Below are 13,093 nucleotides of genomic sequence, written 5' to 3'. Positions count from 1 at the left end.
CACGTCTTGACCACGACCTGCGACCAGCGAAGGCGTGGATGGTCGGGACAAGCCCGACCATGACGAGGTTAGCGTACCGGCCCGAACGCCGCAGCCTCAGGAGAACGACGTCTCCTCCATCGAATAGGCCGAGAAGAAGTTCGTGCTGCCCGGATAGCTCTTGAAGCCGGTCACGCCCTTGACCATGCCATAGCCCTGCGAGCGCCAGGCAAGACCGACGAGGGGCGCCTGTTGGAGGGCGATCTTCGTCAGTTCGGCATAGATCGCCTTGCGCTTGGCCGGATCGAACTCCGAGCGGCCCTTGACGAAGAGGGCGTGGATTTCGGGCGTCGGCATCTGCCAGCTACGGGCCATATTGGCTGGCAGTTCGCCGTCGATCAGCGGCGCGAGGCCGTCGGGGTCGTTATTGTCTGCGGTTGTGCCCTGGATCATGAACTCATAGCGGCCCTTGCCGGCGGCATCGATGCGGCCAGCCCAGTCGGGCAGGTTGAGCTTCACCTCGATGCCGATCTCGCCGAGATGAGCCTGCACCACTTCGGCGGTCGATTTGTGCATCCCGTATTGCGCTGTCGAGAGCAGCGTACAGGAGAAGCCCTTGGGCATGCCCGCTTCGGCCAGCAGCTTCTTCGCCTTCTCGGGATCGTAATTCCAGAACTCGGAGAGCGCCTTGTCGAAATAGGGGCTCCCGGGCGATATCGGGATGCTTTCCAGCTTGCTGCCGCGACCGAAGAAGGCTGCCTGGACGATCTCCTCACGGCGTATGGCATGGGCAACCGCCTGGCGCAGGCGGACATCCTTGAACGGCCCGCTGCCGCCATTGAAGTTGATGCCCATGAAGGGGCCGTCGGCGGCGACGAGTGTCAGGCGCGGATCCTTCTCGATCACGCCCATATGCTGCCAGGGGACATATTCGATCAGGTCGATATCGCCGGCCTGCAGCGCCGCGACCCGTAGGTTCTCATCGGCGTAGGCCGTCAGCTTGACGCCGGCGAGCTTGGGCAGGCCGGGCTTGTAGTACTTGTCGAACTTGGCGACCTCGATCGAGACGCCGCGTTCCTGATCCTTGAGCGTGAACGGTCCGGCGCCAACGCCCAGACCGGCCCGACCCTCGATCGAGTCCTTGGCGATGATCGGCATATGCGGGCTCGCCAGCCAGATCGGCAGCGTCGCCGTCGGCTCCTTCATGACGATTTTGACCGTGCCGGCATCGGGCGTCTCGATCCGCTCGATGCCGCCGAACTCCGACTTCATGAAGGCGGTGGAAGTGGGCGCAGCGACCTGCTCGAGGGTCCATTTGACGTCTTCCGCCGTCACCGGCTTGCCGTTGTGGAAGGTCGCCTTGCGCAGCTTGAAGATCCAGCCGGCCGGGCCGTCCTGCGTCCAGGATTCCGCCAGTTCAGGCCTGACTTCGCCCTTGTCGTCGAAACCGGTCAGGCCACGGAAGATCAGGAGTTTGACCGTCAGCGCCGCCGTGCCGGTATGGACCCAGGGCTGCAGGCTCGGCGGGAAGCTCGACAGGCCGAAGCGCAGCACTCTCCCCGAGCCTTGCCCCGAGGCCTGCGCAAAGGCGGAGCCTCGAACCAGCGGCAGGCTTGCCCCGGCAGCAAGGAGGGCACGGCGCGAAATCATCGTCATCGGAAATCCCCTTTTTTTATCAGCCTGAAGCCAGCATGGATTGGTGTATACCAAACTGTCAATTGCGGCCCTCGACTGGCGCAGCGCGCCCTGCATCGGGCGTGCCATTGCATCGCGGCGATCGAACGGCGCCGACAGCCACAGGCAGCCTATTCTTCTCCGTCATGGATGCCATCACGAAATAATCATCCGAACCAAACACCCCGCGGAGAAAGCCGTTTCCGAGCGGTTCGGCTTCGCGCACCGCCGAACACGGGCCGCCACAGGCGAAAACGGTCTCATCAAACAGGGCTGGGCGCCGCCTGGTCTCGCGTTTGATCGTCTTGACAGCAGTGAAAGGCTTGAATGGTATACACCAAGTCGCTCCTCCCGAGCCGGCCAACCGATCGCCGGCCGCATGACGAAACCCGTCGAGCCCGGCGCACCATACCTGAAGGAGGCCTCCCGTGAGCGAGATCATCAAAGTCAAATCCGGCAGCAAATACGAGGATTTGAACAGCTATTCGCGGGTCGTCGTCGCCGGCGACATGATCTTCGTCTCCAACACCGCCGGCCGCAATTACAAGACCCGCGCCATCGCCAGCGATGCCAAGGGCCAGGCTGAGCAGGCCTTCAGCAATATCGAGGGTGCGCTCGCCGCCGTGGACGCCTCATTGAAGGATGTCGTCGCGATCAAGGTCTTCGTGCCGGATATCGCTGACATGGAGGCGGTCGGCGAGGTCGTCGGACGCAAGTTCAGGGGCATCGACCCCGCCAACACCACGACCTGCACGCCGCTCGGCCAGCCCGAGCTCAAGGTCGAGTTCGAGGTCACCGCCTATAAGCGCCGCAAGCCCGACGAGGCCGAAAAGCGCATCAGCGTCGACCTCTCCTGAGGTTTAACCCGATGCCTGACGTCGTCATCGTCGGAGGCGGGATCAGCGGCGCGGCGGCGGCCTATGATATCGCGCGCGCCGGCCATTCCGTGACGCTGTTCGAAGCGCGCAGCCTCGCGGCGATGGCCTCGGGCTGGACGCTTGGCGGCGTCAGGCAATCGGGCCGCGACCCCGCCGAATTGCCGCTGGCGAAGGCGGCGGTTGCACGCTGGGGCGGGCTCGACGAGGAGCTTGGAGCCGCTACCGGCTATCGCCGGCGCGGCAATCTGCGCCTGGCGCGGACGGAGGCCGAGGTCGAGGTGATCCGCGAGCTTGTCGTCCAGCAGCGCGGGCTTGGGCTCGAGATCGACTATCTGCCGGACAATGCCGCGATCCGTGCGATCGCGCCGGCGATTGCTCCGTCAGTCCTCGCCGCATCCTTCTGCCCGGGCGACGGCCATGCCGACCCGATTCCGGCGGTACGGGCCTTCGCCGCAGCGGCCGCGCGCCATGGCGCTGTGATCCGCGACGGCGTCGGCGTGCGGGCGCTGATCCGCTCCGGCGATGCGATCACCGGCGTCGAGACGCATGAGGGCGAGATCGTCTCGGCTGGACGCGTCATCCTGGCGACAGGCATCCATGCGCCCGAACTGCTGGCGCCGCTCGGACTCGACCTGCCCCTGCGGATCAGGCTGGTCTGCGTGCTGCAGAGCGTGCCGCTACCGCCCTTGTTCGAACAGGTTTTCGGCGTCGCCAATGCCGATGCAGCCGGCCGGCAGGAGATCGACGGGCGCCTGCGCGTCACCACCGGCATCGGCGACTGGCCACATGAGCCCGGCTCCTGGAGTCCCGACACTCTCGCGCCGCGCGCAGCCGACATCGCCACCTTGATCGATCGGGTGACACAGGTTCTGCCGGCGATGGCGGACGCCGGCGTCTCGCGAATCTGGGGTGGGCTGATCGATCTCACGCCAGACGCACTCCCGGCGATCGACGCCCATACCGGGATCGACGGGCTGGTCGTCGCGGCCGGCTTTTCCGGACATGGCTTCGGCATCGGCCCGATCACCGGTGAAATCCTCGCCGATCTTGCGCTGATGCGGCAGCCGCGCTTCGATCTCAGCCCCTTCAAGCTAGGCCGCTTCGCGGACTCCACCACCCCAGACTCTGTGCTGACCCTGCACGGTTAGAGGACTTGTCGATGCTTGCCCCCGCCGAACGCGTGATCCTGATCTCCGGCGCCAATCGCGGCATCGGCCGCGCCGTCGCGCAGGCGCTCTACGAGCAAGGCTATGCCTTGAGCCTGGGTGGACGCGACCTTGCCTCTCTCAAGGCGATGAGCGCCGGCTGGGACGAAACCCGCATCCATATCGCGCGCTATGACGCGCAGGATTGGGCGACGCATCGGGCCTGGACGGATGCGGCGATTGCGCGCTTCGGCCGGATCGACGGGCTCGTCAACAATGCCGGCATGCACAGCGCCATCACCTTGCGCGCGCCCGACGAGGCCGTGCTCGACGCGATCTGGGCCGTGAACTGCAAGGGGCCGCTCAGCCTGATCCATTGCGCACTGCCGCATCTGGAGGCGAGCGGGGCCGGGCGCATCGTCAACATCGCCTCGATGTCGGGCAAGCGCGTGCGCAACGACGCCGTCGCCTACAACATGACCAAGCATGCGATGGTGGCGCTGACCCATGCGGCGCGCCGGATCTCCTGGGACAAGGGCGTGCGGGCGACAGCTTTGTGCCCCTCCTTCGTGCCCACAGACATGACAGCCGCGAGCAATGCGATGAACCGCCAGGAGATGACGCAGCCGGACGACCTCGCGCGATTGGTTGCTACTGTCCTCTCTCTGCCTAACAATGCGTCAGTCGCGGAGCTGCTGGTGAATTGCCGGCTGGAGGACACGCTCTGACGGATTTGGCCTGACAATTGCGGACGGAGCCCGGCGCGACTGCCGGGCTCATCGAGACTTCAAAAAAGGCAGGGGAACAACGATGAAAAAAACCGGATTGACGATCGCCGCCGCGCTTGCGGGGGCCCTGTTGGGCTCGCCCGCACTGGCTCAGAAGACGGTGCTGACCGTCGGCATGCAAAGCACCGACGCAGGCGTGCTCGATCCGCATCTGAACTCCGGCACGCCCGGCAAGGCGATGCTGCAATGGATGTTCAACGGCCTGGTCCGGATCAAGCCCGGTGAGCTCTCGCCGGAATTCATGGAGCCTGACCTGGCCGAGAGCTGGACCTCCTCGACCGACAGCAAGGAATGGACCTTCAAGCTGCGCCAGGGCGTGCAGTGCCATCACGGCTATGGCGAGTTCACCTCGGAGGACGCCGTCTATTCGCTGGCCCGCGCCGCCAGCAAGGAAACCTCGGCCTTCTCCTCCGACTACGCCGCCTTCGACAAGGTCGAGGCGCCGGACAAATACACCGTCAAGATCACGCTGAAGCAGGCCATTCCGAGCCTGCTCGGCATCGTCATGAATTACCATGGCGGCAACATGGTCTGTAAGAAGGCCGCCGAGGAGCTGGGCAAGGAAGGCTTCGCCAAGAAGCCTGTCGGCACCGGCCCGTTCATGTTCCAGGAATATGTGCCGCAGCAATACGCCAAGCTCGTCGCCAACCCGAACTATTTCCGCGGCAAGCCGAAGCTGACCGAGATTCTCTACCGCTTCATCCCGTCCGATTCCTCGCGCGATCTCGCCTTCCAGTCCGGCGAGATCGACATGATGCTCGGCCGGCAGGAGCAGGCCTGGGTCGACCGCATGAACGCGCTGCCCGGTGTCAAGGTCGTCGCCATGGGCCCGGCCGAGATGTCGATGCTGCATCTCAATATGAGCCAGCCGCCGCTCGACAACCTCAAGGTCCGCCAAGCCATCGCCTATGCGGTCGACCGCAACGCGATCTGGCAGTTCCGCGGCAAGAACATCTCGCGCCCGGCCGTTTCGGTGGTGCCGTCGGGCTATCTCGGCACCGACGAGAAGGCGCCGCTCTACCCCTTCGATCTCGCCAAGTCGAAGGCCCTGCTGGCCGAGGCCGGTTTCCCGAACGGCGTCACGATCAAGGCGATCAACACGACGCTGCCCTCGATGCTGAGCTTCACCGAGGCGACGCAGGCGCTGTTGAAGCGGGCCGGCATCACGCTGGAGATCCAGCCGGTGGAGCACGCGACCTTCCACCAGCAGATCCGGCAGGACCTGTCGCAGGTGGTGCATTTCCAGGCGGCGCGCTTCCCCATCGCGGATGTCTATCTCTCGCAGTTCTTCCATTCGCGCGCGATCGTGAAGACGCCGACGGCGGTGACGAACTTCTCGCACTGCAAGGTCGCTGATGCCGAGATCGATGCGGCCCGCTCGGAAACCGACAAGGCCAAGCAGCTCGCGCTCTGGAAGACGGCGCAGGAGAAGATCATCAAGGAGGTCTGCGCGATCCCGGTCAACGAGATGATGCAGCTCTGGGCCTATAAGGACAGCCTCGACCTCGGCTACGACCTCAAGGCCTCGCTCAATCTCGGCCCGCCGGTGCTCGAGACGACGCGCTTCACCAAGTGATCCCTTGAGGAGCGGCCGTTCGGCCGCTCCTTTTCTCCTGCTGACAGCGGCATCATGGGCGCCTTTCTCGTCAAACGGCTCGGCTTTGCGGTCGTCACGCTCTGGGCCGTGCTTTCCCTCGTCTTCGTCGTGGTGCGGATCGTGCCCGGCGACCCGGCGCAGGTCATCCTCGGCGACCAGGCCGACGCCACCGCGATCGCGGCGATGCGCACCCGGCTCGGCCTCGATGCACCTCTCATCGAGCAATACTGGACCTTCCTCAGCGGTGCGATCCGGGGCGACTGGGGCGTCTCGCTCGTCACCGGCCGGCCGGTGATCCAGGAAATCCTCGCTGTCCTGCCCTGGACGCTGGAGCTGACCGTGGTCTCGATGCTGATCGGCGTCGCCATCGGCGTGCCGCTTGGCGTCTGGGCCGCGATCAACCGCAACCGCATGCCCGATTATGTGACGCGCATCGCCTCGCTCCTGGGCTTGTCCTTCCCACCCTTCGTCTCGGCCATCATCCTGCTGATCCTGTTTGCGATCATGCTGCGCTGGTTCCCGGTGATCAGCGCCCGCTCCGGCTCGGCATCCGCCTGGTTCCAGTCGATGGCGCTGCCCGCGCTCAATCTCGGATTGATCATGGCGGCCTACATCACCCGCGTCGCGCGCTCGGCCATGCTCGAGGTGATGCAGGAGGATTATGTCCGCAGCGCCCGGGCCAAGGGCGTCCCCTGGCGCGTCGTCGTCTGGCGGCATGCGCTCAGCAACGCGCTGATCCCGGTCATCACCATCGTCGGCCTGTATCTCGGCATCCTGATCGGCAATTCGGTGTTGACCGAGATCGTCTTCAACCGGCCGGGCCTGGGCAAGCTCATCGTCGGCGCGCTGAACCAGCGCGACTACACCATGCTGCAGGGCATGATGGTGATCTACACGCTGATCGTCGTGCTGGTGAACATCGCCACCGACCTGACCTATGCGCTGGTGGACCCAAGGGTGAAGCTGTCATGAAAGTGAAGCTATCATGAGCACCTCCGTCCACGACGCCGGTCAGGCCGCCCCTCCGCGGCTGCGCTGGCTCGCCGCCACCATCGGTGCTTTCAACGCCAACAAGACCTCCTGGGTCGGCCTCGTCATCGTCGTCGCGGTGATCCTGGCCGCGGTGCTCGCGCCCATCATCGCTCCGCACGACCCGCTGGAGCAAAACATCCTGTCGCGGCTGCAGCCGCCGCATGAGAACTACTATCTCGGCACCGATTATTTCGGCCGCGACATCCTTTCGCGGCTGCTCTACGGCGCGCGGATCTCGCTCGTCATCGGCGTTGCCTCGACCGTGATCGCGCTGGTTCTGGGGTCGCTGATCGGCATCCTGGCCGGCTGGTATGGCGGGAAGTTCGATGTCGTCGTGATGCAGACGATGGATATCCTGCTCGCCTTCCCCTCGCTCATCCTCGGCCTGATCCTGGTCGCCATGCTCGGCCCCTCGATGGAGAATATCACCATCGCGATCGCGCTGACCTCGATCCCCTCCTTCGCCCGTATCGCGCGCGCCCCGACGATCACGGTCAAGGAACGCGACTTCATCGAGGCCGGCCGGGCGCTGGCCTTCTCCGATGCACGCATCATGGCGCGCCATATCCTGCCCAACATCTTCCCCGAGATCCTGGTGATGGGCTCACTCTGGCTCGCCAGCGCGATCCGCACCGAGGCCTCGCTCGCCTTCATCGGGCTTGGCGTCAAGCCGCCGATCGCGACCTGGGGCGGCATGATCCGCGAGGGCTTCGAGAATATCCTCGACAGCTACTGGCTGGTGCTGGCGCCAAGCCTCGCCATCCTGATCATCGTCTTCGCCCTCAACATCCTCGGCGACGGTCTGCGCGACGCCATCGACCCCAAGCTGAAGGGCGAACGATGAGCGGCCCCGTTCTCTCCGTCCAGAATCTGCAAACGGCCTTCCGCGTCGGCGGGCAATGGCGCTGGGCGATCGAAGATCTGAGCTTCGATGTCGCGCCCGGGGAAACCGTCGCGATCGTCGGCGAATCCGGCTCGGGCAAGTCGGTGACTGCGCTCTCGATCATGCGGCTGGTGTCGGAGACCAGCGGCCGCATCCAGGGCAGGATCGCTCTCGACGGCCGCGATCTGCTGGCGCTCTCCGAGGATGAGATGCGCAAGGTCCGCGGCAACGACATCGCGATGATCTTCCAGGAACCGATGACCAGCCTGAATCCCGTGCTGACCGTCGGCTACCAGATCTGCGAGGCGCTGCGCTATCATCGCGGGCTCGACAAGGCTGCAGCCGAGGCCGAGGCGCTGCGCATGCTGGAGAAGGTGCGCATCCCGTCGGCGAAAACGCGCTTCGGCAACTATCCGCACCAGCTGTCCGGCGGCATGCGCCAGCGCGTGATGATTGCGACCGCGCTCGCCTGCAAGCCGAAGCTCCTGATCGCCGACGAGCCGACGACCGCGCTCGACGTCACGATCCAGGCGCAGATCCTCGAACTGATCAAGACGCTGCAGGACGAGGAGGGCATGTCGGTCCTCTTCATCACCCATGACATGGGCGTCGTCGCCGAGATCGCCGACCGCGTCGTGGTGATGTGGAAGGGGCGCAAGCTCGAGGATGCGCCCGCTCCCCAGGTCTTCAACACGCCGGTGCATGGCTACACCAAGGCGCTGCTCGCCGCCGTGCCCAGGCTCGGCGACATGGAAGGGCATGGCAGGCCGCTGCGCTTCCCCCATATCGACCCCGATAATGGCGAGGTCCGCGGCAAGCCGGTCGAGGCGGCAGATACCGTCAAGGCCGAAGAGACGCCGCTGCTGGAGGTCTCCGGCCTGACGACGCGCTTCGGAATTCGTGGCGGCCTGCTCGGGCGTTTGCGCGGCCGGGTCCATGCGGTCGAGAACGTCTCCTTCACGCTGCAGCGCGGCGAGACGCTGGCGCTGGTCGGCGAATCCGGCTGCGGCAAATCGACGACCGGGCGCTCGATCCTGCGCTTGATCGAGCCCACAGCCGGCACGGTGCGCTTTGAGGGCCGCGACGTGACCGGTTTCGGCAAGGCCGACCTGCTCAATGTCCGCCGCGACATGCAGATGATCTTCCAGGATCCCTTCGCCAGCCTGAACCCGCGCAAGAGCGTGGGTGCGGCCATCGCCGAGCCGATCGTCGTCCATGGTCTCGCCAGGGGCGCGGAGGCCAGGGAGCGCGTGGCGGAATTGATGCGCCGCGTCGGTCTCTCGCCCGCCATGGGCACGCGCTTCCCGCATGAATTCTCGGGCGGGCAGCGCCAGCGCCTCGCCATCGCGCGGGCGCTCGCGCTCTCGCCCAAGCTGGTCGTGGCGGATGAGGCGGTCTCGGCGCTCGACGTCTCCGTCAAGGCGCAGGTGCTCAACCTGATGCTCGACCTGCAGGCCGAGTTCGGCCTCGCCTATCTCTTCATCTCGCATGACATGGCGGTGGTCGAACGGGTGAGCCATCGCGTCGCGGTGATGTATCTCGGCGAGATCGTCGAACTCGGCACGCGCGAGGCCGTCTTCGCCAACCCGCGCCATCCCTATACGCGCAAGCTGCTCTCGGCGGTGCCGGTGCCTGATCCGGCGCGGCGATCCCTGCGCCGTGAACTCGCGATCGACGAGATTCCGAGCCCGATCCGCACGCTCGACTGGCATGCGCCGGCGCAGGCGCTGGTCGAGGTCGCGCCCGGCCATTTCGTCAGGCAGGCGGTGTAGAACCCTCTGGGGCGACGGCGGCTCAGCCCGTCCGCGTCCGGCCGGGAGCCGCCTGCGACGCGATCGAGCGCTCCGCTTCATCCTCGGCGAAATGTTCGCCGATCACCGCCGCGCCGTCCTCGATCGCCTTGCGGATCAGCCTGACCGCCTTTTCGGTATCGCGCCGGGCCAGCGCCTCCAGCAGCAGGTCGTGGTTGTGCGGCTCGCCCAGCCGGGTGGAATCCACCGGGAAGAGATAGTTCAGGCTCGGGCCGATCTTGAGCCAGAGCGATTCGATCACCGCATAGAGCGCCGGCATCGCCGCGCGCTCATAGAGCATCAAGCGGAATTCCTTGTTCTCATGCAGCGCCTCGCGCGCCGCGTTGCGCGCCCTGGCATCCTTGAAGCGCTCGTTGATCGCGCGCAGGACGATGAGATCCTGCTCGGTCAGCAATGGCGTCGCCCTCTCGACCGCGAGGCTCTCGACCACCATGCGGATGTCGATGATCTCGCGATAGCCCTCGAGCGAAAGAGCCGGCACGGTGAAGGACTGCGCCGGCGCCATCTCCAGCGCGCCGCTGGCGACGAGCTTCAGCAGCGCCTCGCGGACCGGGGTAGGGCTGGTGCCGAGCCGTGCGGCGAGATCGCGCGCGACCAGCCTTTCGCCGGGCTTCAGGCTGCCTTCCATCAGCGCCTGCTTGAGCGTTCTTTCGACATGCCCGGTCAGGCCGCCCTTGGGCGCGATCGGCAATTGGTCAAGGCTCACGAAGCGGCTCCGTCGGCGGAAGCGCGGAAGATGTCGCGGCGCTTCGTGATTGGCAATGGCTGGCTGCAACGCCCGATCGCGCAGCGCGGAGCCTCCGTCACGGCCTGCCAGAACACGGCAAATCTGCCCATCAAACATTCTCCCGCCTGCCGCAAATTCAGACGCAATATCTCTTGCAGCCAATGTTACAGAATATATTCTGCAGCGCGACGGAATTCTGGCGCGGCCGACAAGGCCGCCATAAACAAGGGGATTGCCATGCGACGGATCCTATCTGGAGTGCTGGGCCTGAGCCTGCTGGCGGCAACCGCCGCATCGCCCGTCCTCGCTGCCCCCAACGAGCTCGTGATCGGGCGCGCGGCTTCCGCCGCAACGCTCGACCCCGGCTTCCTGCGCGAGGCGGGCACGCTGGTCGACAATGTCTTCGACACGCTGATCCTGCGCGACACGGAGATGAAGCTGATCCCGGGGCTTGCCCTGTCCTGGGCCGCGATCGACGACACGACCTGGGAGTTCAAGCTCCGGCCGGGCGTGAAATTCCACAATGGCGAGGCCTTCGACGCGACCGCCGTCAAATTCACCTTCGACCGCGTGATCGACCCCGACGCCAAGTCACCGACGATTTCCTATGTCCGTTCCGTGGTCGGCGTCGACGTGGTGGATTCGCTGACCGTGCGCGTGCGCACCAACGGCCCCGACCCGCTGCTGCCGACGCGGATGAGCCGCTACCCCGCCTATATCGTGCCACCGAAATACATCGCCGAGGTCGGCAAGGACGTCTTCGCCCGCAAGCCGATCGGCACCGGCCCCTACAAGGTCAGCGAATTCGTCCAGGACGACCGCGTCGTCATGGTCGCCAATCCCGATTACTGGCGCGGCAAGCCGACGATCGGGCGCGTCGTCTGGAAGCCGATCCCGGAGGCGACAGCGCGCATCGCGGCGCTGGTCTCCGGCGAGGTGCAGTTGATCGAAGGCGTGCCGGCCGAACTCGTCAGCCTCGTCAAAGCAAGCCCCGAGCTCAATCTCGAGCAGGTCCGCAATGGTGGATTGACGATCTATCTCGGCCTGAAATCGTCCGAGAAGCCGCTCTCCGACGTCAAGGTCCGGCGCGCGCTCTCGCTGGCGATCGACCGCAAGACCATCGTCACGGAGATCCTCAAGGGTCTCGGCACCGCGACCGGCAGCCAGACCAGCCCGGCCGATTTCGGTTACAAGGCGATCGAGCCGCCGGCCTTCGATCCGGCCAAGGCCAAGGCGCTGCTGGCGGAAGCCGGCTATCCCAACGGTTTCTCGATCAAGATGCAGGTGCCGCGCCGCTACATCTCCTCGGCCGAAGTCGGCCAGGCGATCGCGCAGCAATTCGCCGCCATCGGCGTCAAGGCCGAGCTCGAAGTGCCGGAATGGTCGGTCTATGCGCAGCAGGTTCCGGCCGGCAAGCAGGCGCCGATCTACATGCTGGCCTGGGGCTCGACCCAGACGCTCGACGCCGACGCCGCGCTCTTCGCCATCCTGCGCACGGGTGAGCCCTATTCGACCGTCTCGATGCCGGCGCTCGATACGCTGCTCGACCAGAGCCGCAAGATCGTCGACGCCGACAAGCGCAAGGCCGTGCTGCTGGAGATCCAGGACAAGATGGTCGAGGATGTGCCGCTGCTGACGCTCTATCAGGAAGACTCGCTCTATGCGGCGCGCAAGGACCTCGTCTTCAAGGGACGCCCCGATGCCCGCCTGCCCTTGTTCGACCTGAAGTTCGGTCCGTGACACCGGAGCTGAGGCGCTCTTTTGCCGGCATCGATGGCTGGGTCGGCGCAATACTCTTGATCGCCGTCCTGCTGCTGGCCGTGCTTGGCCCGCAGCTCTGGGCGCTCGACCCGATCAAGGGCGTGCTGACCGCGACCTTCAAGCCGCCCGGAACCATCGTCTCCGGGCAATGGCACCCGCTCGGCACCGACCAGCTCGGCCGCGACCTGCTCGTACGGATAATGGCCGGAACCCAGCTTTCCCTCGGCATCGTCGTGATCGCAGGGCTGATCTCGGCGCTGATCGGCACCGGCCTCGGGCTGCTGGCGGGCTATGCCGGCGGCTGGATCGACATCGTCATCATGCGGCTCGTCGACATCCAGCTCTCGATCCCCTTCATCCTGCTGGTGCTGCTGGTGATCGCGGTGCTGGGCCCCAGCATCGCCAATGTGGTGATCGTGCTCGGCGTCACCGGCTGGGCGATTTTTGCCCGCGTGGCGCGTGCCCGCACGCTGGAGGTGCGCGAGCTCGACTATGTCGAGGCGGCGCGCGCGCTCGGCGCCTCGCGTCTTCGCATCGTGCTGCGCTATATCCTGCCCAATATCATCACGCCGCAGATCGTGCTGCTGACGCTCGATCTTCCCCGTCTGATCGTGCTCGAAGCCTCGATCGGCTTCCTCGGCCTGGGCGTGCAGCCGCCCGTGCCGACGCTCGGCAACCTGATCGGCGAAGGGCGCTCCTATCTCCTGGTTGCCGACTGGCTGGTGATCTATCCCGGCCTCGTCATCGCAGCGCTGGTGATCGGCTTCAACTTCCTCGGCGACGGCCTGATCCGCCTGACGCAAGTGCGGGTCGACTGA

General features: G+C 65.7%; 12 protein-coding genes. 9 read left to right on the top strand and 3 right to left on the bottom strand.

Features of this window, described 5'->3' with window-relative positions; translation table 11 throughout:
* Positions 1-96: 96 nt before the first annotated feature.
* Positions 97-1,635 carry an ABC transporter substrate-binding protein gene (locus tag BHK69_RS06560; RefSeq protein ID WP_069689396.1) on the bottom strand — a complete coding sequence of 513 codons (1,539 nt, stop codon included), beginning with the start codon at positions 1,633-1,635 and terminating at the stop codon, positions 97-99.
* A gap of 446 nt (positions 1,636-2,081) precedes the next feature.
* Here BHK69_RS06560 and BHK69_RS06550 point away from each other — a divergent pair, with 446 nt between their 5' ends.
* From BHK69_RS06550 to BHK69_RS06520, 7 genes are all read left to right on the top strand, one after another.
* Positions 2,082-2,510, top strand: coding sequence for a RidA family protein (locus tag BHK69_RS06550; protein ID WP_069689394.1), 429 nt, complete (start codon positions 2,082-2,084; stop codon positions 2,508-2,510).
* Between the two features lie 11 nt (positions 2,511-2,521).
* A complete protein-coding gene (locus BHK69_RS06545) occupies positions 2,522-3,679 on the top strand; it encodes an NAD(P)/FAD-dependent oxidoreductase (RefSeq protein WP_069689393.1) in 1,158 nt (385 codons plus the stop codon).
* An 11-nt stretch (positions 3,680-3,690) separates the two neighbouring features.
* The gene (locus BHK69_RS06540) at positions 3,691-4,404 is read left to right on the top strand and encodes an SDR family NAD(P)-dependent oxidoreductase (RefSeq protein ID WP_069689392.1); all 714 of its coding nucleotides are present in this window, start codon (positions 3,691-3,693) and stop codon (positions 4,402-4,404) included.
* 82 nt (positions 4,405-4,486) lie between these two features.
* Positions 4,487-6,040, top strand: coding sequence for an ABC transporter substrate-binding protein (locus BHK69_RS06535; protein ID WP_069689391.1), 1,554 nt, complete (start codon positions 4,487-4,489; stop codon positions 6,038-6,040).
* 54 nt (positions 6,041-6,094) lie between these two features.
* Complete coding sequence (locus tag BHK69_RS06530) at positions 6,095-7,033, top strand: ABC transporter permease (RefSeq protein WP_069689390.1); 939 nt, start codon at positions 6,095-6,097, stop codon at positions 7,031-7,033.
* A 13-nt stretch (positions 7,034-7,046) separates the two neighbouring features.
* Positions 7,047-7,937: an ABC transporter permease gene (locus BHK69_RS06525; RefSeq protein WP_069689389.1), complete on the top strand. Its 891-nt coding sequence runs from the start codon at positions 7,047-7,049 to the stop codon at positions 7,935-7,937.
* Positions 7,934-9,748, top strand: a complete 1,815-nt coding sequence (locus BHK69_RS06520; RefSeq protein WP_069689388.1) for an ABC transporter ATP-binding protein — start codon at positions 7,934-7,936, stop codon at positions 9,746-9,748. Before BHK69_RS06525 ends, BHK69_RS06520 begins: the two co-directional genes overlap by 4 nt.
* A gap of 22 nt (positions 9,749-9,770) precedes the next feature.
* On the opposite strand, the gene BHK69_RS06515 is transcribed toward BHK69_RS06520, so the two are convergent.
* Positions 9,771-10,493, bottom strand: coding sequence for an FCD domain-containing protein (locus tag BHK69_RS06515; protein ID WP_069689387.1), 723 nt, complete (start codon positions 10,491-10,493; stop codon positions 9,771-9,773).
* A complete protein-coding gene (locus BHK69_RS33385; protein ID WP_280142026.1) occupies positions 10,490-10,624 on the bottom strand; it encodes a hypothetical protein in 135 nt (44 codons plus the stop codon). Before BHK69_RS33385 ends, BHK69_RS06515 begins: the two co-directional genes overlap by 4 nt.
* Positions 10,625-10,751: 127 nt before the next feature.
* Here BHK69_RS33385 and BHK69_RS06510 point away from each other — a divergent pair, with 127 nt between their 5' ends.
* Together BHK69_RS06510 and BHK69_RS06505 are read left to right on the top strand one after the other, a co-directional pair.
* Positions 10,752-12,254, top strand: a complete 1,503-nt coding sequence (locus tag BHK69_RS06510; RefSeq protein WP_069693426.1) for an ABC transporter substrate-binding protein — start codon at positions 10,752-10,754, stop codon at positions 12,252-12,254.
* Positions 12,251-13,093: an ABC transporter permease gene (locus tag BHK69_RS06505; RefSeq protein ID WP_069689386.1), complete on the top strand. Its 843-nt coding sequence runs from the start codon at positions 12,251-12,253 to the stop codon at positions 13,091-13,093. Before BHK69_RS06510 ends, BHK69_RS06505 begins: the two co-directional genes overlap by 4 nt.

It is taken from the genome of Bosea vaviloviae (genome assembly GCF_001741865.1).
Classification (GTDB): Bacteria; Pseudomonadota; Alphaproteobacteria; order Rhizobiales; family Beijerinckiaceae; genus Allobosea; species Allobosea vaviloviae.
Note: the sequence above shows the minus strand (reverse complement) of the source record. Positions and strands in the feature narration are given on the sequence as shown.

Coding starts and splice junctions, on each gene's coding strand:
- BHK69_RS06540 (WP_069689392.1), top strand. CDS start 3,691: ATGCTTGCCCCCGCCGAACGCGTGATCCTGATCTCCGGCGCCAATCGC.
- BHK69_RS06510 (WP_069693426.1), top strand. CDS start 10,752: ATGCGACGGATCCTATCTGGAGTGCTGGGCCTGAGCCTGCTGGCGGCA.
- BHK69_RS06560 (WP_069689396.1), bottom strand. CDS start 1,635: ATGACGATGATTTCGCGCCGTGCCCTCCTTGCTGCCGGGGCAAGCCTG.
- BHK69_RS06530 (WP_069689390.1), top strand. CDS start 6,095: ATGGGCGCCTTTCTCGTCAAACGGCTCGGCTTTGCGGTCGTCACGCTC.
- BHK69_RS33385 (WP_280142026.1), bottom strand. CDS start 10,624: ATGGGCAGATTTGCCGTGTTCTGGCAGGCCGTGACGGAGGCTCCGCGC.
- BHK69_RS06545 (WP_069689393.1), top strand. CDS start 2,522: ATGCCTGACGTCGTCATCGTCGGAGGCGGGATCAGCGGCGCGGCGGCG.
- BHK69_RS06520 (WP_069689388.1), top strand. CDS start 7,934: ATGAGCGGCCCCGTTCTCTCCGTCCAGAATCTGCAAACGGCCTTCCGC.
- BHK69_RS06525 (WP_069689389.1), top strand. CDS start 7,047: ATGAGCACCTCCGTCCACGACGCCGGTCAGGCCGCCCCTCCGCGGCTG.
- BHK69_RS06535 (WP_069689391.1), top strand. CDS start 4,487: ATGAAAAAAACCGGATTGACGATCGCCGCCGCGCTTGCGGGGGCCCTG.